This is a genomic window from Methylorubrum podarium (assembly GCF_040270385.1).
GTDB classification, from domain to species: domain Bacteria; phylum Pseudomonadota; class Alphaproteobacteria; order Rhizobiales; family Beijerinckiaceae; genus Methylobacterium; species Methylobacterium podarium.
On the sequence record NZ_JBELQE010000068.1, the window covers coordinates 1 to 19178 of the forward strand.

Below are 19178 nucleotides of genomic sequence, written 5' to 3' on the forward strand. Positions count from 1 at the left end.
CCTGCCTCTAGCCCCCCCTGATCTCCTCCCTCCCCGCCATCTCCGCGACCCCCCACCACTAGTCGTTGCTCCTCGTCATCAACACCCCCCTCCGCTGCACGCGCGGTAGGAATGACAAGAAACTACTTCTCGTGGTGTCCGGCCGAGATCCGGTCGGTGAGAGCCATCAGCAGGCCGGAGACCACGAAGACCATGTGGATGCCCACCAGCCAGGCGAGATCGCGGTCGCTGTAGTTCTTCACGTCGAGAAACGACTTCAGGAGCTGGATCGCCGAGATCGCGACGATGGAGGAGATCAGCTTCAGCTTGAGCCCGGTGAAGTCGATCGTGCCCATCCAGGTGGGCCAATCCTTGTGGTCGGTGTGATCGAACTTCGAGACGAAATTCTCGTAGCCCGAGAAGATCACGATGATCAGCAGCGAGGCGGTGAAGGTCAGGTCGACCAGGGCGAGCACGCCGAGGATGGTCTGCGATTCGGTCGAGTCCAGCGTGTGCGCGACGACGTGGCCGAGCTCCATCAGGACCCGGACCAGCAGGACGACGAGGGTGACCGTCAGCGCGGCGTAGAACGGCGCCAGCAGCCAGCGGCAGGCGAAGAGGAAGCGTTCGAAGCCACGTTCCAGCATTGTCTCTCGATCCCGGCCTTCCGAGCGGGCCGGGATGTGGCACGGGCGCCGCGGCCCCGCAAGACGGTCACGCTTGGGTCCGCCGCGCGGGGGCCGGGCGGGGATTCACTCCGCCGCCACGCCGACGCCGACGGGGCAGGACACGCCGGTGCCGCCGAGCCCGCAATAGCCGCCGGGATTCTTGGCGAGGTATTGCTGGTGGTACTCTTCCGCGAAGTAGAAGGTGTCGAGCGGCACGATCTCCGTCGTGACCGGCCCGAAGCCCCGCGCGTCGAGGGCCCGCGCGTAGGCGTCCCGCACGGTCCGCGCCGTGGCGGCCTGCGCCCCGTCCCGCGTGTAGATGCCGGAGCGGTACTGCGTGCCGACGTCGTTGCCCTGGCGGTAGCCCTGGGTCGGATCGTGGCTCTCGAAGAAGGTCTTGAGCACGGATTCCAGCGGCAGCACGGCCGGGTCGTAGGCCACGAGCACGACCTCGTTGTGGCCGGTGAGGCCGCTGCAGACCTCCTCGTAGGTCGGGTTCGGCGTGTAGCCGCCGGCATAGCCCACGGCGGTGACGTGGACGCCTTCAGGCAGCTGCCAGAATTTGCGCTCCGCCCCCCAGAAGCAGCCGAGCCCGAGCACGATCGTCTCGACACCCTCCGGATAGGGCCCCTTCAGCGGGTTTCCGTTGACGAAGTGGCGCTCGGCGGTCGGCAGGGGCTGCGGCCGGCCGGGGAGCGCTTCGGACGGCGTCGGCATCTCGGGTCGCTTGCGGAACAGGAGCATCGCTGTGTCCTCTGGTGATCGCGAGACGCGGCGCGGAGCCGTAGAACCCGCTGGCATCACGCTCGAATTCGCGTGATATGGTCATTGCCGTCCGCTTTGGCGACGGGGTCGGACGCGCGGTCACGGCCCCGGCGGCTTGCATCGGGGGAGCGATCGGGAGCGGATGGAGCCTGGCGACGACTGGCAGCTGGCCGAGCGGATCCGGACGAGCGCCCGGTCGAGCCGGGGCGATCCCTTCGCGGCGTCCGTGCGGGCGACGCGGATGGCGATGATCATCACCGACCCGCGCCAGCTCGACAACCCGATCATCTACGCCAACGACGCGTTCCTGCGACTGACCGGCTACGCGCGGCTGGAGGTCATGGGGCGCAATTGCCGCTTCCTGCAGGGGCCCGGCACGGATCTCGACACGGTGTCGCGGCTGCGCGCGGCGATCCGTGACGAGACGGACATCCAGGCCGAGCTTCTGAACTACCGCAAGGACGGCTCGACCTTCCACAACGCGCTCTACATCAGCCCCGTCCACGACGAGGACGGCACGCTCCTGTTCTTCTTCGCCTCGCAGCTCGATGTCAGCGAGCGCCACGCCCTCGCCGCCGAGCGCGACCGGACCAGGGCGGCCCTCGACGCCAACGCGCTGCTGCTGAGCGAGATCGGGCACCGCGCCCGCAACGATCTCCAGATGATCTCGGCGATGCTGACGCTTCAGAGCAGCAACAGCCGGGATCCGGCGGTGCGCGCGGCGCTCGCCGAGGCGATCGGGCGGGTCGATGCCCTCGGCGCGCTCTACCGCCAGCCCGCCTCGGAGGAGGAGAGCGCCGCGGGCCACGATCTCGCCGACCTCGCCCGCGAGATCGCCGTGACCCTGATCGAGGCGTCGGGCCGGCGCGACATCGCCCTCGACCTCGATCTCGCACCGTTCCGGATCCGGCCGAAGGCGGCGGGACCGCTCGCGCTGGTCGTCAACGAGGTGGTCTCCAACGCCATCCGCCACGCCTTCCCGTCGCGGGCCGGCCGGCTCGCCCTTCGCGTCGGTCGCGACGGGGACGATCTGATCGTGTCGGTGGAGGATGACGGGATCGGCCTGTCCGCCGCGGCCGACGGGAGCTTCGAGGCGACCCTGATCAGCGTCCTGACCCGGCAGGTCGGCGGCACGAACAGCGTCCTGCCGCGGGACCCGGCGGGCACCACCGTCGCGTTCCGCTTCCCGGCCCAGCGCATCGAGGCCTGAGCCTCACGCCGCCGACGGAACCTCAGTGCCGGTCGTCGGGGGCGGGCGGCAGAGGCATCACCTCGATGCCCTCCTCGACGAGCGCCCGCGCCTCCTGCGCACTCGCCTCGCCGTAGATCGGGCGCCCTTCGGCATCGCCGTAATGGATCGCCCGCGCCTCGTCGGCGAAGCGGTCGCCGACATGCTCGGCGCTCGCGACCACGTGCTCGCGCACGGCCCGCAGGAGGGCGCGCAACTGCCGCTCCGGCTCGGCGATCATCGGCGTCGGCGCCTGGTCCGCCCCGGCGGGAACGGGGAGCTGCGCCGCCGGAGCCTCGGCCCGGCCGCGATCGGTGCGCGCCACCGCGGGCGCCATCGGCGCCTTGGCGACCTTGAGCGAGTCGCAGAACGGGCAGGTCACGAGGCCGCGGGCCGCCTGTTCGTCGTAGGCCGCGTTGGACGGGAACCAGCTCTCGAACCGGTGGCCCGAGTCGCAGGCGAGGGTGAAGCGGATCATGCGGGAGAGATGGGGAGCGTTCAGGCGCGCCGCACGCCGAAGCTGCGCGCGTGGGACAGGGTGGGGATGCGGGCGCGCGCCTCCGCGACCCGCGCGAGGTCGATCTCGGCGAGGATGAGGCCCGGCGCGTCGCCCTCGGCCTCGGCGAGAATGCGGCCCCACGGATCGACGATGAGCGAGTGCCCGAAGGTCTCGCGCCCGTCCTCGTGCCGCCCGCCCTGCGCCGCCGAGATCATGAAGGAGCCGGTCTCGATGGCCCGCGCCCGCTGCAGGATGTGCCAGTGCGCCTCGCCGGTCTGGCGGGTGAAGCAGGCCGGCGCGGTCATCACCGTGGCGCCGGCCTCGGCCAGCGCCCGGTAGAGGGCGGGAAAGCGAATGTCGTAGCAGATCGTCAGCCCGAGGCTGGCGAGGGGCGTCTCGGCGACGACGGCGCAATCGCCGCCCGAATAGGTCGCCGATTCCCGCCAGCTCTCGCCGTTGGGCAGATCGACGTCGTAGAGGTGGAGCTTGTCGTAGGCCGCCTGGATCTCGCCCGCCGCGTCGATCAGGAAGGCGCGGTTGGCGATTCTCTCGCCCTCGCGGATCGCCAGCGAGCCGATCTGCAGAACGATCTTTTCCGCCCGCGCAACCTCGCGCAGCGCCGCAAGCGTCGCGTCGCGCTCCTGCGGTCCGACCTTCTCGAACAGGGCCGTGCGGTCGCGCTCGATCAGCGAGGTCGTCTCCGGCGTCTGCACATAGGCCGCACCCCGGCGCGCCGCCGCGCGCACCGCCGCCACCGCAGCCTCGCGGTTGGCGGCCGGGTCACGCCCGCCGCGCATCTGCACGCAGGCGGCGACGAACGGCTTGCGGTCGGACAGGTCCGTCATGCCGCGAGCAGGGGATCGAGGTCGCCGGCCCGCTCCAGGGCGTAGAGGTCGTCGCAGCCGCCGACATGCTGGTCGCCGACGAAGATCTGCGGCACCGAGGTGCGCCCGCCGGCCCGCTGGACCATGGTCGCGCGGGCGCCCGCCGTCTTCTCGACGTCGATCTCGTGGAAGGACACGCCCTTCTCGCGCAGCAGGCTCTTGGCCGCCGAGCAATAGGGGCACCAGGCCGTGGTGTAGATCGTGACCGGCTGCATGGGTCCGTCGCGCGCCCGAGGAGAGGGGAAGCGACGGATATAGGCGAGCCGCGGGCGTCTTCCTACTGCGGCCGGGCCACAGCGCGGGAAGAACGCCGCCCCGGCTCCCGGCGAGCGCCTCAGGCGGCCAGCAGCTTCTCGACCTCGTTGACGAGGTCGCGCAGGTGGAAGGGCTTCGAGAGCACCTTCGCATCCTTCGGCGCCTTGGAATCCGGGTTCAGCGCCACCGCGGCGAAACCGGTGATGAACATCACCTTGATGTCGGGATCGAGCTCGGTGGCGCGGCGCGCCAGCTCGATGCCGTCCATCTCCGGCATGACGATGTCGGTCAGCAGGAGCTCGAACGGCTCCTCGCGCAGGCGGTTATAGGCGGACAGGCCGTTGTCGAAGGACAGCACGTCGTAGCCGGCGTTCTGGAGCGCCTTGGCCAGAAACCGGCGCATGTCGTTGTCGTCTTCCGCGAGCAGGATCTTCATCGAACGGCGTCCCGGTGCCCATGCGCCTTTGGAGTGTCTCGGCAACGACCGGTCGCTACCATCTCCCTTCGGGGCAGGACAGCGCAGCCGGAGCTTTGTGTGAGACGCTCGGTGGTGTTCATTTCATAAAGCGTCGGCTTGGTAAACAGAGCATTAATCCTGCCCGGTGCCGGGCCGCACCCAGCGGCCGGAGCGCCCGTCGTGTCCCTCTCGCGCCACGGTGCGGCGCATGGTGGACAGGGCGGGCGAGCCGCCGCAAAGTGGCGCGATGTTCCCTCCGCGCCATGCTCAGGCACCCACGTCTCGATGAGCCCATCACAGCCCGACGGCCCCGAGGCGTTCGATCCACCCTTCGTCGTGGACGAGCCGGCGCAGCACGCGATCCCGTTCGTGTTCAACACGCCGCATTCCGGCGCGCATTACCCCGTCTCCTTCCTCGCCTCGTCCCGGCTCGACGCGCTCGCCCTGCGCCGCTCGGAAGATGCCCATGTCGACCGGTTGTTCGCGTCCGTCGTCGGCCTCGGCGCGCCCCTGATGCGGGCGAACTTCCCCCGCGCCTATCTCGACGTGAACCGCGAGCCCTACGAGCTCGACCCCCGCATGTTCGCCGGCCGCCTGCCCTCCTACGCCAACACCCGCTCCATGCGGGTGGCCGGAGGCTTGGGCACGGTGCCGCGCATCGTCGCCGACGGGCAGGAGATCTACCGGGAGCGGCTGCCGGTGGAGGAGGCGGTGCGGCGCATCGAGACACTCTACAAGCCCTATCACCGGACCCTGCGCGGGCTCATCCATCGCACGGCGCGGACCTTCGGCCGGGCCTTCCTGATCGATTGCCACTCGATGCCCTCGTCGAGCCTGGGGCGTGACGAGAGCGCGCAGGCCGACTTCGTGCTCGGCGACCGCTTCGCTACGGCCTGCCTGCCCTCCCTGGTGGAGGGCGTCGAGAGCCGCCTGAGGGCGCTCGGCTACAAGGTGGTGCGCAACAAGCCCTATGCCGGCGGCTTCATCACCGAGCATTACGGCGAGCCGGGGCTCGGGCGGCACGCGCTGCAGATCGAGATCAACCGGGCGCTCTACATGAACGAGCAGTCGCTGGCGCTGACGGCCGGGTTCGCGACGCTCGCGGACAATCTCGCCGAGGTCTTTGCTGGGGTCGCCGCCGAGACGGTGGAGGTGTCGGCCCCTCGCATGGCGGCCGAGTAGTCCCGCCGGAGCCGGGGCCTCGCGCCGCCCGAGGCTGGAGCGGCCGAGACTCGATCAGCCAAGAAAAAAGGCCGCCCCGAAGGACGGCCCGAAGTCTAGGGAGGAAACGCCCAAGAAGGGCTACGGGACCGCGACGCCATCGCGATCTCGCAATGCACAAATCGCATCGCGGCGCACAAATCGCAAGGGAAACGGTAACGTTTTCACCTGCGATCAGCGCATAGCTCGATGGCGTTTTCGCATGGGCGGATTTCACTCCCTCGTCACACAGTCTCCCTTGGGCCGACACAAGCGGCCGGGGCGGTCCCGGGCCGGGGTCGGATCATGCCGGCTCAGGCATCGCCCAACAGCGCCCGGATCTCCGCCTTCAGGGCGTCGGCCAGTTCCGGCCGCTCCAGGCCGTAGGCGAGGTTGGCGGTGAGGAAGCCGATCTTGGAGCCGGTGTCGTAGGTGCGCCCGTCGAAGCGCATTCCGTAGAACTTCTGCTGCTCGGCCAGCCGGATCATGGCGTCGGTGAGCTGGATCTCGCCACCCGCCCCCTTCTCGCCCCGCTCCAGGATCGAGAAGATCTCGGGCTGGAGGATGTAGCGGCCGGAGATGATGAAGTTCGAGGGCGCGGTGCCCTGCTTCGGCTTCTCGACCATGCCGGTAATCTCGAAGGTCTGGCCGAAGGTCTCGCCCACGGCGACGATGCCGTACTGGTGGGTCTCCTCGGGCTTCACCTCCTCCACGGCGATGACGTTGCCGCCGTGCTGCTCGTAGGCCTTCAGCATCTGGCCCATGCAGCCGCGGCTCAGCATGTCGGGCAGCAGCACGGCGAAGGGCTCGTCGCCGACGATCTCGCGGGCGCACCAGACCGCGTGGCCGAGGCCGAGCGGCGCCTGCTGGCGGGTGAAGCTGGTCTGCCCGGCCTTGGGGAGGTCCTTCTTCAGCTCCTCGTAGGCTGCCGTCTTGCCGCGCTCCTGCAAGGTGTGGTCGAGTTCGAACGCGATGTCGAAGTGATCCTCGATCACCGCCTTGCCGCGGCCGGTTACGAAGATGAAGTGCTCGATGCCGGCCTCGCGGGCCTCATCGACGACGTGCTGGACGACGGGGCGGTCGACGACGGTGAGCATTTCCTTCGGCACGGCCTTGGTGGCCGGCAGGAAGCGCGTGCCGAGGCCCGCGACGGGAAGGACGGCCTTGCGAATTCGTTTCATGTGGCGGGACCCGTTCTTGGCGTGTGTCGGGGCAAGCCCTGATCGACGAGATCAAATAGGACGCGAGCCGCCGCCAACAGCCCCGCTTGGGTGTGATTGGCAGGATTTCGTCACTAAACAGGCTTGAATGTTCGGTCGCCGGATGGCGGAAGACGGAGCGGGGGGGACGATGGCGGTTCTGGTCACGGGCGGCGCGGGTTATATCGGCAGCCACATGGTGCTCGCGCTCGTCGATGCCGGGCACGAGGAGGTCGTGGTCCTCGACGATCTCTCGACCGGCTACGACTGGGCGCTGCCGCCCGAGGTGCGCCTCGTCGTCGGCGACGTGGCCGACCAAGCCCTCGTCACCGAGACGATCCTGCGCCACCGGATCGACGCGGTCGCGCATTTCGCGGCCAAGATCGTCGTGCCCGAATCGGTCGCCGATCCGCTCGGCTACTACCTCGCCAACACCGTGAAGACGCGCGCGCTGATCGAAACCGCTTCGCGCACGAATGTGAAGCACTTCATCTTCTCCTCGACGGCCGCCGTCTACGGCGAGCCGGAGATCGTGCCGGTGCCCGAGACGCTGGCGACGAACCCGATCAACCCCTACGGCCGCTCGAAGCTGATGAGCGAGTGGATGCTCGCCGACGCGGCGGTGGCGCACGGCTTCACCTACGGGGTGCTGCGCTACTTCAACGTGGCCGGGGCCGATCCCCGCGGGCGCTCCGGGCAATCGATGCCGGCCGCCACCCACCTCATCAAGGTGGCGACGCAGGCGGCGCTGGGGCAGCGCACGCATCTGGAGGTGTTCGGCACCGACTATCCGACCCGCGACGGCTCGTGCCTGCGCGACTACATCCAGGTCTCGGATCTAGCCGCGGCGCACCTGACCGTGCTCGACCACCTGCGGGGCGGCGGCGAGAGCCTGACCCTCAATTGCGGCTACGGCCGGGGCTATTCGGTGCTGGAGGTGGTGGAGGTGGTCAAGCGCATCTCCGGCCGCGACTTCGAGGTGCGCCTGTCGCCGCGCCGTGCGGGCGACCCGGCCCAGATCATCGCCGGCGCCGACCGCATCCGCAACGAGCTCGGCTGGACCCCGAAGCACGACGACCTCGACGCCATCGTCGCCCAGGCGCTCGCCTGGGAGGACGCCCTGGCGAAGCGGAACCGGCGGTGAGGGCGCCCGGCGCGGTCCTCGTCCTCGCCCTCGCGCTGCTGGCGAGCCCGGCGGCCGCGCAGGACGGCGATTTCTCCGGCTTCGTCGCCTCCCTACGATCCGACGCCGCGGCCCGCGGCATCTCGCAGGGGACGTTCGACGCCGCCTTCGCCGGCCTGGGCGGGCCCGACCCGGACGTGGTCGCCCGCACCCGCCGCCAGGGCGAGTTCAGCCGGCCGGTCTGGGACTACCTCGTCGGCGCGGCGTCGGGCGCCCGCATCGTCAAGGGGCAGGCCCAGGGCAAGCGGCTCGCCTCCACGCTCGCCGCCATCGAGACGAAGACCGGCGTTCCGCGCGCGATCGTCCTGGCCTTCTGGGGCGTCGAATCGGATTTCGGTGCCAGCGCCGGCTCCCTGCCGACGATCCGGGCGCTGGCGAGCCTGGCTTACGCCCGGCACCGCGGCAGCCTGTTCCGCGACGAGCTGCTGGCCGCCCTGCAGATCCTCGAGAACGGCGACATCGCGCCGGCTCGGATGGTCGGCTCCTGGGCCGGGGCCATGGGGCAGGTGCAGTTCCTGCCCTCGGTCTACCTCAAGGAGGCGGTCGATTTCGACGGCGACGGGCGGCGCGACATCTGGCGCTCGGAGGCCGATTCTCTGGCCTCCATCGCCCATTACCTGCGCTCGCTCGGCTGGAAGCCCGGCCTCTCCTGGGGCTACGAGGTCAGCCTGCCCAAGGACTTCGACCTGACCCGCTATCGCGGTCCGCTCGCCGACTTCGCCGCCCGCGGCGTGCGCCGCACCGACGGCAAGCCCTTGCCCGCGGGCGGCGAGGCGAGCCTGTTCCTGCCCGGCGGCCTCGGGGCGCCGGTCTTCCTCATCACCGACAATTTCGAGGTGATCCGCGGCTACAACACCTCCGATTCCTACGCGCTGGCGGTGGGCCACCTCGCCGACCGGCTGGCCGGCGGCCCGGCGCTGGCCGCGCCCTGGCCCAACGGCGCCGCGCGCCTCGACGGGCCGGGTCTCAAGCGCCTCCAGGCGGGGCTCGCCGCACGGGGCCTCTACGCGGGCGACCAGGACGGGCGGGCCGGTCCGAAGCTGCGCGAGGCGGTGCGGCAGTACCAGATCCGCGAGGGATTGCCCGCGGACGGCTACGCCCGGCCGGCTCTGCTGGAGCGCCTGGAGGGGCGGCCTTAGACGCGGACGATCCGAGGCGCTATCCTGAGCGGATGTGAGGTCGGGCGAGCCCGGCCCCTCCCCTTCGATCGAGGCTTCGCGCATGCACCGTCGCCCGACCGATCGCACCGCGTGCCCGCGTTCCCCTGCGATCCTCGGCCTTCTCGTCCTCGCGGCCCTCTGGCTCGCCGCGACGTGGTCCGTCCTGCCGCAGCCGGCCGCGGCGCAGTGGGGCGACAGCTACGACGCGCCCGCCGCCGACCCGTACTACGCGCCGCCGCCGCGCCGCCGGGCGCGGGGGGCCTACGCCGACGAGTACGGCCGGGCGCCCGCCCGACGGGCCGCGCCGCCGCAGGAGGCGCCGCGCCAGTTCTACTGGCCCTGGGAGGATCAGCCGCGGGCCCAGCCGACCCCACCGCCGCAGCCCTCGCCGGGCTATGCCCGGCCCTCGCGCCCGCGGGCGCCCGCCGCCGCCGGCCGCTCGGACGAGGAGCGCGCCGCCCGCCGCCGCCGGCCGAGCCCGGCGCCGACGGTGGCGCAGCAGCCCAAGGCCAAGGTGCCGAAGACGGCCCCGACGACCCAGATCGCCGTGTTCGGCGATTCGCTCGCGAGCTACCTCGCCAAGGGCATCGACGAGGCGTTCACCGACAATGCCGAGATCGCGGTGCTCGACCGCTCGAAGGCCGATAGCGGCCTCGTGCGCAAGGACGTGGTCGATTGGGCCAAGAGCGCCGAGGATTTCCTCAAGGCGACGCCCAACCTGTCCTACGCCCTGATGATGGTCGGCGTGAACGACCGGCAGGCGATCCGCGAGGGCGACCAGAGCTACGAGGCGCTGTCCGACAAGTGGCGCGAGCTCTACGGCGCGCGGGTCGATGCGGTCGCGAAGGTGTTCGCCGAGCACAAGGTGCCACTGGTCTGGGTCGGCCTGCCGCCGGTTCGAAGCGAATCCTTGAGCCGCGACTTCGCGGCGATCAACGACGTCGTGCGCGAGCGGGTGCAGCGGGCCGGCCAGTCCTATGCCGAGGTCTGGCAGGGCTTCGTCGACGACCGCAACCGCTTCACCGCGTCGGGGCCCGACGTGGACGGCCAGGAGGCGCGGCTGCGGACCTCCGACGGCATCCACTTCACCGCCGCCGGCGCGCGCAAGGTCGCCCACTTCGCCGATGTCGAGCTGAAGCGCCTGATGGGCGCCAAGGGCGGCCTGCCCTCCGAGCAGCCCGCCGCCGCGATCGCGGCTACGCCCGGCGAGGGCGGGGCCGGCCTCGGCAGCGACGACACGGCGGCGATCGACCGCAAGATCACCGCGATGCTGCCGAGCCTGCCCGAGCCGCCCGGCATTCCGAGCCTGCCGGTCAAGCCCGCGGCCGGGCCCGTCGTGCCGCTCGGCCGCACCGAGACCTCGCCCGGCGGCACGCTGCTCACCGGCCGCCCGCAGGAGGGCGACGCCACCGGCACCCGCGAGCGCAGCCTGCAACGGGGGGCCGCTCCCCTGCCCCAGCCCGGCCGGGCGGACGATTTCCGCTGGCCGCCGGGGTGAGGCGATCCGATCCCTCCGCGTGGGTCGGAGGCGTGGACGCCCGTGTCAGGCGATGTCGGGGGGCAGCGCCTCGAAGGGATCGAGCGCCGTCACGTCGAGCGGGCGGAAGTGCCTGAGATTGCACGTCAGAAGCGTGAACGCGTGGCGCCGGGCCGTCGCGGCGATCGCGAGGTCCGCCCAGCCGGGGTCATGACCCTGCCCCTTCGCACGATCCCTCATGACGCCGATGTGCCGTGCCGTTTGGAGATCGACCGGCAGAATCCGGTCTGCGTAGAGGTGGAGGAGTGTCTCCAGCCATTCCGACAGACGGTCGGCCTTGCGGCTCGCTCCCTCCCGCCGACACTTGGCGATGCCGTCCTCGATCTCGGCGATCGTGACGACCGAGAGAAACAGGGCGGCGGTGTTGCGCTCCATCCAGGCCGTGACGTCCTCGACGGCGACGGCCTTGGTCGGTGCTCCGGCGGAGAGCACGTTCGTGTCGACAAGGTACAAGCGTCAGAGTTCCGCATCCCTGAATCCGCCGTCGCGCACCGGCAGATCGTCCGCTTCCAGGGGAGCCGTCATCAGCAGCCTGCCGAATGACGGAACCTGAGACAATCGCTGCCACTCCTCGAAGCTCAGCACGACGGCCTCGGGCCGCCCATGCCTCGTGATGATCGAGGGCTGCCCCCTTCGAGCCTGATCGATAACGGATGACAGGGTCGCCTTCGCCTCGCGAAGCTGGATCTCCTGCATCGAATCCTCCGTGACCATTGTAGTCACATTAGGGTCGCGTCTCGCGCTTGCAAGCGTTATTGCGCCCATAGTCGCGCCTCGGGCCCGCCCAAAAGGAAGGGCCGCCGCATCGCTGCGACGGCCCTCCGATCGTCCGGAAACGGCCGCCTACCGCGGCAGGACGGTCGCGCCCATCAGCGCCTCGTCGATCGAGCGGGCGGCCTGACGGCCCTCGCGGATCGCCCAGACGACCAGGGACTGGCCGCGGCGCATGTCGCCGGCGACGTAGATCTTCGGGTTCGAGGTCAGGTAGTCCTCGTCGTTGGCGGTGACGTTGCCGCGCTTGTCGACCGCGACGCCAGATTCCTCGACCAAACCCTTCTGCACCGAGCCGGCGAAGCCGATCGCCATGAAGACGAGGTCGGCCGGCAGCACGAACTCGCTGCCCTCCACCGGCTGGCGCCGCTCGTCCACGCGGGCGCAGACGACGCCGGTGAGCTGGCCCTTGCGGTTGCCTTCGAGCCGCAGGGTCGCCGCCTGGAACTCGCGCTCGGCGCCCTCCGCCTGGCTCGACGAGGTGCGCATCTTGGTCGGCCAGTAGGGCCACACCGTCAGCTTGTCCTCGCGCTCCGGCGGGCGCGGGCGGATGTCGAGCTGCGTCACCGAGAGCGCGCCCTGGCGGAAGGCGGTGCCGACGCAGTCGGACGCCGTGTCGCCGCCGCCGATGACGACGACGTTCTTGCCGGCCGCCAGGATCGGCAGCTCGCCGTTGCCCGGCATCGGCTCGGCACCGACCCGGCGGTTCGATTGCACGAGATAGGGCATGGCGTAGTGCACGCCGTCGAGCTCCTGGCCCGGCAGCTGCGGGTTGCGCGGATCCTCGGCGCCGCCGCAGAACAGCACGGCGTCGAACTGGCTCGTCAGCTCCTCCAGCGGCACGTTCACGCCGATATTGGCCTTGTAGTGGAAGACGACCCCCTCGGCTTCCATCTGCTTCACGCGCCGATCGATGTGGCGCTTCTCCATCTTGAAGTCGGGGATGCCGTAGCGGAGCAGGCCGCCGGCCTTGGGCTCGCGCTCGTAGACGTGCACGTCGTGCCCGACCCGGGCGAGCTGCTGCGCCGCCGCCATGCCGGCGGGGCCGGAGCCGACGATCGCCACGCGCTTGCCGGTGCGGGTCGCCGACGGTTCGGGCTTGACCCAGCCCATGTTCCAGGCCCGGTCCGCGATCGCCTGCTCGATCGTCTTGATGGCGACCGGCTGGTTCTCGAGGTTCAGCGTGCAGGCCTCCTCGCAGGGCGCGGGGCAGATGCGGCCGGTGAACTCGGGGAAATTGTTGGTGGAGTGGAGGTTGCGCGAGGCCTCCTCCCAGTCCGACTGGTAGACGAGGTCGTTCCAGTCGGGGATCTGGTTATGGACCGGGCAGCCGGTCGGGCCGTGGCAGAACGGAATGCCGCAATCCATGCAGCGGGCGGCCTGTTTGGACAGGTCGTGCTCGTCGAGCGGCAGCGTGAATTCGCGGAAGTGCCGAACGCGGTCGGCGGCGAGCTGATACTTCTGCTCCTGCCGGTCGTATTCGAGGAACCCTGTGACCTTGCCCATCGATCAGTCCAATCGCACCGCTTTGCCTGTCGCGAGATCCATCCGTCGCACCGTGACATTCCGATCGATCAGGGCCGAAGCCAGTTCTCGATCGTCAGGCCGGTGATCCGTTCGAACTCCCTCGTGTTGTCCGTCACCAGGACGCTGCCGTCCGCCAGCGCCTGAGCCCCTATGAGCCCGTCGTTCGCACCGATCGGCGTCCCGGCTTGCTCGAGCCTGAGACGCAGTTCCGCGTAGGTCCGGTCGAACGGCTCGCGCCAGGATTCGATCGGGATCGATCCGAGCACGGCCTCGACCTGTCGAGACAGCCGCTCGGAGGCTTTGCGTGCCGCGCCGTAGCGAAGTTCCGCCGCGACGATGACACTCGTATAAATCTGCGCCTCACCGACGCGCCGGATCTGCTCCGTCACCCGTCCCCCCGGCGAGCGAACCAGCGCCGAGAGGATGTTGGTGTCGAGCAGATACCGCATTCAGAGCCGGACGTCGTCCGGCGGTCCATCCTCGATGTCCGGCCAATCCTCGTCGAGATCGTCGAGGCTGCCGAGCACCGACAGGAGAGAGGGGACGGCGACCGGCTCCACCACGAGGCGGTCCCCCTCCGCGCGAAGAACCGCCTCGTCCCCGCCCAGCATGAAGCCGGGCGGGATGTCGAGCCTCTGTCCGTTCGCGGTCCGGACGAGGCGCACGCGCGTCGTCGGCTCGGCCATCGCCGTCTGCCCTCCCTACTCCGCCGCCACCGGCATCCGCGCCATCTCCATCTCGCGCAGGGCCCGACGATACTCGACCGGCATCACCTTGACGAACTTGGTGCGGTGGCCCGCCCAATCGTCGAGGATCTGCTTGGCCTTCGGCGAACCCGTGTACTTCAGGTGGTTGGTGAGAAGCTGCGACAGCCGCTCCTCGTCGTGACCCGACATGTCGGCGAGGATGTCGACCCGGCCCTTGGTCTCCAGGTCGCCGTCCTGGTGGAAGCGGCGCATGATGTCGTCCTCTTCCTCCACGGGCTCCAGATCGACCATCGACAGGTTGCAGCGGTCGCGGAACGAGCCGTCCTCGTCGAGCACGTAGGCGATGCCGCCGGACATGCCCGCCGCGAAGTTGCGGCCGGTCACGCCGATCGAGACCACCACGCCGCCGGTCATGTACTCGCAGCCGTGGTCGCCCATGCCCTCGACCACGGTGATGGCGCCGGAATTGCGCACGGCGAAGCGCTCGCCCGCCGCACCGCGGATGTAGCACTCGCCCGCGATCGCGCCGTAGAGGACGGTGTTGCCGGCCATGATCGTGCGGGCGGGGGGCGCCTTCAGCGCGTCGCTCGGACGGATGATCAGCTTGCCGCCCGACAGGCCCTTGCCGACGTAGTCGTTGCCGTGGCCGACGAGGTCGAGGGTGACGCCCGCCGCGAGCCACGCGCCGAAGCTCTGGCCGGCGGTGCCGCTGAGCCGCACCACGATGCTGTCGTCGGGCAGGCCGTCATGGCCGTACTTCTTGGCGACCGCCCCGGAGAGCATCGCGCCCGCGGCGCGATCCGAGTTGCGGATCACGTCGGTGAGCACGACCGGCTCGCCGGTTGCGAGGGCGTTCTCGGCCCCCGCGATCAGGCGGCGGTCGAGCACCGTGTCGATCGGGTGGTGCTGCGTCTCGACATGGCGGATCGCCACCTCCGGCCCGACTTCGGGCCGGTGGAACAGCTTGGAGAAGTCGAGGCCGCGGGCCTTCCAGTGCTCGATCGCCTCGCGCTTGTCGAGGAGGTCGGAGCGGCCGATCAGGTCCTCCAGCTTCGAGAAGCCCATCGCCGCCATCAGCTCCCGCAGCTCTTCGGCCACGAAGAAGAAGTAGTTGATGACGTGCTCGGGCGTCCCCTTGAAGCGCTTGCGCAGCACCGGATCCTGGGTGGCGACACCCACGGGGCAGGTGTTGAGGTGGCACTTGCGCATCATGATGCAGCCGGCCGCGATCAGCGGCGCGGTCGAGAAGCCGATCTGGTCGGCGCCGAGCAGCACCGCGATCATCACGTCCTTGCCGGTGCGGATGCCGCCGTCGGCCTGGAGCGCGACGCGGCCGCGCAGCCCGTTCATCACGAGCGTCTGCTGCGTCTCGGCCAGACCCGTCTCCCAGGGGCCGCCCGCGTGCTTGATCGAGGTGAGCGGGGCCGCGCCCGTGCCGCCGTCGAAGCCAGAGATCGTGATGTGGTCGGCGCGCGCCTTGGCGACGCCCGCCGCGACCGTGCCGACGCCGACCTCGGAGACCAGCTTGACCGAGATGTCGGCCGCCGGGTTCACGTTCTTCAGGTCGAAGATCAGCTGGGCCAGATCCTCGATCGAGTAGATGTCGTGGTGCGGCGGCGGCGAGATCAGGCCGACGCCCGGCGTCGCGTAGCGGACCTTGGCGATCTTGGCATCGACCTTGTGGCCGGGCAGCTGACCCCCTTCTCCGGGCTTCGCTCCCTGTGCCACCTTGATCTGAACCATGTCGCCGTTGACAAGGTACTCGGTCGTGACGCCGAAGCGGCCCGAGGCGACCTGCTTGATGGCCGAGCGGCGCGAGCGTCCGTCGGGCCCCGGCACGAACCGGCGCGGCTCCTCGCCGCCCTCGCCCGAGTTCGAGCGGCCGCCGAACGAGTTCATCGCGATGGCGAGCGTCTCGTGCGCCTCCTTCGAGATCGACCCGTAGGACATCGCGCCGGTGGCGAACCGCTTCACGATCTCGGCGGCCGGCTCGACCGCGCCGATGTCGATTGGCTGACGGCCGAGATCGGCCGCGGTCTTGATCCGGAACAGACCGCGCAGGGTCTTGAGGTGGTTCTCCTGCTCGTTCACCAGCCGCGCGTATTCGCGATAGCGCTCGGCCGCGCCGAGGCGCACCGCGTGCTGCAGCGTCGCCACGGTGTCGGGTGTCCAGGTATGGGTCTCGCCGCGGAGCCGATAGGCGTACTCGCCGCCGACATCGAGGGCGTTGCGGTAGATCGGGGCGTCGCCGAAGGCGTCCTGGTGGCGCAGGGCCGTCTCCTGGGCGACCTCGGCCATGCCGATGCCCTCGACAGTCGTCGCCGTGCCGAAGAAGTCCTTGGCCACGAAATCGGAGTTCAGGCCGATCGCGTCGAAGATCTGCGCGCCGCAATAGGACTGGTAGGTCGAGATGCCCATCTTGGACATGACCTTGAGCAGGCCCTTATCGATCGACTTGATGTAGCGGTAGACGATCTCGTCGTCGGTGAGGTCCGGCGGGAACTCGTCCTTCATCGCAACAAGCGTCTCGAAGGCGAGGTAGGGGTTCACGGCTTCCGCGCCGTAGCCCGCGAGGCAGGCGAAGTGGTGCACCTCGCGCGGCTCGCCCGACTCGACCACGAGTCCGACCGAGGTGCGAAGCCCCTTGCGGATCAGGTAGTTGTGAACGGCCGCGGTGGCGAGCAGCGCCGGGATCGGGATGCGGTCCGGCCCCACCATCCGGTCGGACAGGATGATGATGTTGTAGCCGCCGCGCACCGCGACCTCGGCCCGGTCGCACAGGCGATCGAGCGCCCCCTCCATCGCCGCCGCGCCGGATTCGGCCGCGTAGGTGATGTCGAGCGTCTTGGTGTCGAACCGGTCCTCGAAATGCGAGATCGAGCGGATCTTTTCGAGATCGCCGTTGGTCAGGATCGGCTGACGGACCTCGAGCCGCTTGCGGCGGGAGGCACCCTCCATGTCGAGCAGGTTCGGCCGCGGGCCGATAAACGAGACGAGGCTCATCACGGCCTCCTCGCGGATCGGGTCGATCGGCGGGTTGGTGACCTGCGCGAAGTTCTGCTTGAAGTAGGTGTAGAGCAGCTTCGGCTTGTCGGAGAGCGCCGAGAGCGGCGTGTCCGAACCCATCGAGCCGACCGCCTCCTGGCCGGTCACGGCCATGGGGGCCATGAGCAGCTTGAGGTCTTCCTGGGTGTAGCCGAAGGCCTGCTGGCGATCGAGCAGGGACACGTCCATGCGCGAGGCGCGCGGCTGGATCGGGTGCAGATCCTCCAGCACGATCTGGGTGTTCTTCACCCACTCGGCGTAGGGATGCGCCGAGGCCAGCTCGCCCTTGATCTCCTCGTCGGAGACGATGCGGCCCTTCTCCAGGTCGATCAGCAGCATCCGGCCCGGCTGCAGGCGCCAGGACTGGACGATCTTCTCGTCCGGGATCGGCAGCACGCCCATCTCGGAGGCGAGCACGACGAGGCCGTCATCGGTGACGATGTAGCGGGCGGGGCGCAGGCCGTTGCGGTCCAGCGTCGCGCCGATCTGGCGTCCGTCGGTGAAGGCGACCGCTGCCGGGCCGTCCCACGGCTCCATCAGCGCGGCGTGATACTCGTAGAAGGCGCGCCGCTCCTCGCCCATCAGCGGGTTGCCGGCCCAGGCCTCGGGGATGAGCATCATCATCGCGTGGGCGAGCGAGTAGCCACCCTGCACGAGGAACTCGAGGGCGTTGTCGAAGCAGGCGGTGTCGGACTGGCCCTCGTAGGAGATCGGCCAGAGCTTCGAGATGTCGTTGCCGAACAGCTCCGAATCGACGCTGGCCTGGCGCGCGGCCATCCAGTTCACGTTGCCGCGCAGCGTGTTGATCTCGCCGTTATGCGCGACCATCCGGTAGGGGTGCGACAGGCGCCAGGTCGGGAAGGTGTTCGTCGCGAAGCGCTGGTGGACGAGGGCCAGCGCCGAGACGAAGCGCGGGTCCTTGAGGTCGAGATAGTAGTGGCCGAGCTGGTGCACGAGCACCATGCCCTTGTAGACGATGGTCCGGCTCGACACGGAGACGGGGTAGAACGCCTTCACCCGCGCGTCGTCGAGGCCGTAGACCTGGTTCGAGATCACCTTGCGGGCGATGTAGACGCGCCGCTCGAAGGCGTCCTGATCGGTGACGCTGGCCGGGCAGCCGATGAAGAGCTGGCGGTGGTGCGGCTCGGTCTCCTTCACCGCCTTGCCGAGGTCGCTCGAATCCACCGGCACGTCGCGCCAGCCGAGCAGCGGCAGGCCCTCGTCGGCGAGCGTCTTCTCGACGATCGCCTCGATGGCGGCGCGGGCATCCGCGTCCTTCGGCAGGAAGAACTGGCCGATGGCGTACTGGCCGGCGGGCGGCAGCTCGAAGCCGAGGCGCGAGCATTCCTCCGAGAAGAAGCCGTGCGGGATCTGGGTGAGGATGCCGCAGCCGTCGCCCATGGTCGGGTCGGCGCCGACGGCGCCGCGGTGGTCGATGTTCTCCAGGATCTTCAGACCCTGCTCGACGATGCTGTGGCTGCGCCGGTCGTGCATGTCCGCGACGAAGCCGACGCCGCAGGCATCGCGCTCGTGGGCGGGGTCGTAGGCGCCTTCCGCCAGCGGAAGAGCCGGATCGCGCAGGATGAGCGGCTTCGCCCCGGCGCGCGAGGGCGCGGCCGTCTCGGGGGCCACGGTCTCGCCGATCACGGCCGGCACCGACAGTTCAGACGGGATTTCACGCATCGTCCGCAGATCTCCGACCCTGCCCGCACGCGAGCATGTTTCATGCCCGAACACCAACGGTGATCGGGCCGCCGCCGTCATTTCAAGTCGGGTCAGATGGGGTTCTTCCTGCCGGAATCGCCCGCCAACCCGCGGGCTGAACCCCGGCTCGCTCAGCCGGCGCTCGCCCGGATCGCCTTGGCGATCACCGGTTTATCAGCTCGTTCGGACGTCACGTCGATCACGTGATGGATCCCCAAAGCTCGCCGGACGGCCAAGCACGACAAAAAGGTAAGCGCGACAAATGGGACAGTCTTGCTGTCCTATAGGCGGACGTTGCCAGATTTCATTCATTCCAGCAAGGGGCCGCCGGGCATCGCCTTCGGCCTTTTGAACATGGGTCGAATTCGCGCAGCGCAGCCGCGGTTCAATGGCGCGAGGCGTGCCCCGCG

18 protein-coding genes are annotated in these 19178 nt (G+C 69.7%); 5 read left to right on the forward strand and 13 right to left on the reverse strand.

The window, feature by feature from the left end; all coding sequences use genetic code 11:
* Nucleotides 1-122 precede the first annotated feature (122 nt).
* Together ABS772_RS11750 and msrA are read right to left on the reverse strand one after the other, a co-directional pair.
* Nucleotides 123-626 (reverse strand): TIGR00645 family protein, encoded by a 504-nt coding sequence (locus tag ABS772_RS11750; protein ID WP_238254505.1) that lies wholly within the window; start codon nucleotides 624-626, stop codon nucleotides 123-125.
* 105 nt (nucleotides 627-731) lie between these two features.
* Complete coding sequence (msrA, locus tag ABS772_RS11755; RefSeq protein ID WP_350394682.1) at nucleotides 732-1391, reverse strand: peptide-methionine (S)-S-oxide reductase MsrA; 660 nt, start codon at nucleotides 1389-1391, stop codon at nucleotides 732-734.
* Between the two features lie 163 nt (nucleotides 1392-1554).
* Between msrA and ABS772_RS11760 the strand changes: the two genes are divergently transcribed.
* On the forward strand, nucleotides 1555-2622 hold the full coding sequence (locus ABS772_RS11760; protein WP_238254507.1) for a PAS domain-containing protein: 1068 nt from the start codon (nucleotides 1555-1557) through the stop codon (nucleotides 2620-2622).
* Nucleotides 2623-2644: 22 nt separating this feature from the next.
* On the opposite strand, the gene ABS772_RS11765 is transcribed toward ABS772_RS11760, so the two are convergent.
* The 4 genes from ABS772_RS11765 to cpdR form a co-directional block, all read right to left on the reverse strand.
* A complete protein-coding gene (locus ABS772_RS11765; RefSeq protein WP_350394687.1) occupies nucleotides 2645-3118 on the reverse strand; it encodes a DUF1178 family protein in 474 nt (157 codons plus the stop codon).
* 20 nt (nucleotides 3119-3138) lie between these two features.
* Nucleotides 3139-3984 carry a carbon-nitrogen hydrolase family protein gene (locus tag ABS772_RS11770; protein WP_350394690.1) on the reverse strand — a complete coding sequence of 282 codons (846 nt, stop codon included), beginning with the start codon at nucleotides 3982-3984 and terminating at the stop codon, nucleotides 3139-3141.
* On the reverse strand, nucleotides 3981-4238 hold the full coding sequence (grxC, locus tag ABS772_RS11775; RefSeq protein WP_238254510.1) for a glutaredoxin 3: 258 nt from the start codon (nucleotides 4236-4238) through the stop codon (nucleotides 3981-3983). The genes ABS772_RS11770 and grxC overlap by 4 nt, the downstream gene beginning before the upstream one ends.
* Before the next feature lie 119 nt (nucleotides 4239-4357).
* Nucleotides 4358-4714, reverse strand: coding sequence for a cell cycle two-component system response regulator CpdR (gene cpdR / locus ABS772_RS11780; protein ID WP_003603128.1), 357 nt, complete (start codon nucleotides 4712-4714; stop codon nucleotides 4358-4360).
* Nucleotides 4715-5020: 306 nt separating this feature from the next.
* On the opposite strand from cpdR, the gene ABS772_RS11785 reads away from it, so the two are divergent.
* Complete coding sequence (locus tag ABS772_RS11785; protein WP_350394692.1) at nucleotides 5021-5917, forward strand: N-formylglutamate amidohydrolase; 897 nt, start codon at nucleotides 5021-5023, stop codon at nucleotides 5915-5917.
* A gap of 332 nt (nucleotides 5918-6249) precedes the next feature.
* Here the strand turns inward: ABS772_RS11785 and galU are convergent, their stop codons facing one another.
* Nucleotides 6250-7116, reverse strand: a complete 867-nt coding sequence (gene galU, locus ABS772_RS11790) for a UTP--glucose-1-phosphate uridylyltransferase GalU (protein WP_238254512.1) — start codon at nucleotides 7114-7116, stop codon at nucleotides 6250-6252.
* A 169-nt stretch (nucleotides 7117-7285) separates the two neighbouring features.
* Here galU and galE point away from each other — a divergent pair, with 169 nt between their 5' ends.
* The 3 genes from galE (at nucleotide 7286) to ABS772_RS11805 (ending at nucleotide 10975) form a co-directional block, all read left to right on the forward strand.
* Nucleotides 7286-8278 (forward strand): UDP-glucose 4-epimerase GalE, encoded by a 993-nt coding sequence (galE, locus tag ABS772_RS11795; protein ID WP_350394698.1) that lies wholly within the window; start codon nucleotides 7286-7288, stop codon nucleotides 8276-8278.
* A complete protein-coding gene (locus ABS772_RS11800) occupies nucleotides 8275-9456 on the forward strand; it encodes a lytic murein transglycosylase (RefSeq protein WP_350394702.1) in 1182 nt (393 codons plus the stop codon). The genes galE and ABS772_RS11800 overlap by 4 nt, the downstream gene beginning before the upstream one ends.
* 82 nt (nucleotides 9457-9538) lie before the next feature.
* Entirely contained in the window at nucleotides 9539-10975 is a 1437-nt protein-coding gene (locus ABS772_RS11805; RefSeq protein WP_350394705.1) for an SGNH/GDSL hydrolase family protein, read from the forward strand.
* A 45-nt stretch (nucleotides 10976-11020) separates the two neighbouring features.
* On the opposite strand, the gene ABS772_RS11810 is transcribed toward ABS772_RS11805, so the two are convergent.
* From ABS772_RS11810 to gltB, 6 genes are all read right to left on the reverse strand, one after another.
* Nucleotides 11021-11467, reverse strand: a complete 447-nt coding sequence (locus tag ABS772_RS11810) for a type II toxin-antitoxin system VapC family toxin (protein ID WP_350394708.1) — start codon at nucleotides 11465-11467, stop codon at nucleotides 11021-11023.
* Between the two features lie 3 nt (nucleotides 11468-11470).
* Nucleotides 11471-11710 (reverse strand): type II toxin-antitoxin system Phd/YefM family antitoxin, encoded by a 240-nt coding sequence (locus ABS772_RS11815; protein ID WP_238258278.1) that lies wholly within the window; start codon nucleotides 11708-11710, stop codon nucleotides 11471-11473.
* A 147-nt stretch (nucleotides 11711-11857) separates the two neighbouring features.
* Complete coding sequence (locus ABS772_RS11820; RefSeq protein WP_350394714.1) at nucleotides 11858-13291, reverse strand: glutamate synthase subunit beta; 1434 nt, start codon at nucleotides 13289-13291, stop codon at nucleotides 11858-11860.
* Between the two features lie 68 nt (nucleotides 13292-13359).
* Entirely contained in the window at nucleotides 13360-13761 is a 402-nt protein-coding gene (locus ABS772_RS11825) for a type II toxin-antitoxin system VapC family toxin (RefSeq protein ID WP_350394717.1), read from the reverse strand.
* Nucleotides 13762-13998: an antitoxin gene (locus ABS772_RS11830; RefSeq protein WP_350394721.1), complete on the reverse strand. Its 237-nt coding sequence runs from the start codon at nucleotides 13996-13998 to the stop codon at nucleotides 13762-13764.
* Nucleotides 13999-14013: 15 nt separating this feature from the next.
* Entirely contained in the window at nucleotides 14014-18747 is a 4734-nt protein-coding gene (gltB, locus tag ABS772_RS11835; RefSeq protein ID WP_350394724.1) for a glutamate synthase large subunit, read from the reverse strand.
* Nucleotides 18748-19178 lie beyond the last annotated feature (431 nt).

Coding starts and splice junctions, on each gene's coding strand:
- ABS772_RS11805 (WP_350394705.1), top strand. CDS start 9,539: ATGCACCGTCGCCCGACCGATCGCACCGCGTGCCCGCGTTCCCCTGCG.
- gltB (WP_350394724.1), bottom strand. CDS start 18,747: ATGCGTGAAATCCCGTCTGAACTGTCGGTGCCGGCCGTGATCGGCGAG.
- ABS772_RS11830 (WP_350394721.1), bottom strand. CDS start 13,998: ATGGCCGAGCCGACGACGCGCGTGCGCCTCGTCCGGACCGCGAACGGA.
- grxC (WP_238254510.1), bottom strand. CDS start 4,238: ATGCAGCCGGTCACGATCTACACCACGGCCTGGTGCCCCTATTGCTCG.
- cpdR (WP_003603128.1), bottom strand. CDS start 4,714: ATGAAGATCCTGCTCGCGGAAGACGACAACGACATGCGCCGGTTTCTG.
- galE (WP_350394698.1), top strand. CDS start 7,286: ATGGCGGTTCTGGTCACGGGCGGCGCGGGTTATATCGGCAGCCACATG.
- ABS772_RS11825 (WP_350394717.1), bottom strand. CDS start 13,761: ATGCGGTATCTGCTCGACACCAACATCCTCTCGGCGCTGGTTCGCTCG.
- ABS772_RS11820 (WP_350394714.1), bottom strand. CDS start 13,291: ATGGGCAAGGTCACAGGGTTCCTCGAATACGACCGGCAGGAGCAGAAG.
- ABS772_RS11760 (WP_238254507.1), top strand. CDS start 1,555: ATGGAGCCTGGCGACGACTGGCAGCTGGCCGAGCGGATCCGGACGAGC.
- ABS772_RS11765 (WP_350394687.1), bottom strand. CDS start 3,118: ATGATCCGCTTCACCCTCGCCTGCGACTCGGGCCACCGGTTCGAGAGC.
- galU (WP_238254512.1), bottom strand. CDS start 7,116: ATGAAACGAATTCGCAAGGCCGTCCTTCCCGTCGCGGGCCTCGGCACG.
- ABS772_RS11770 (WP_350394690.1), bottom strand. CDS start 3,984: ATGACGGACCTGTCCGACCGCAAGCCGTTCGTCGCCGCCTGCGTGCAG.
- ABS772_RS11785 (WP_350394692.1), top strand. CDS start 5,021: ATGAGCCCATCACAGCCCGACGGCCCCGAGGCGTTCGATCCACCCTTC.
- msrA (WP_350394682.1), bottom strand. CDS start 1,391: ATGCTCCTGTTCCGCAAGCGACCCGAGATGCCGACGCCGTCCGAAGCG.
- ABS772_RS11750 (WP_238254505.1), bottom strand. CDS start 626: ATGCTGGAACGTGGCTTCGAACGCTTCCTCTTCGCCTGCCGCTGGCTG.
- ABS772_RS11815 (WP_238258278.1), bottom strand. CDS start 11,710: ATGCAGGAGATCCAGCTTCGCGAGGCGAAGGCGACCCTGTCATCCGTT.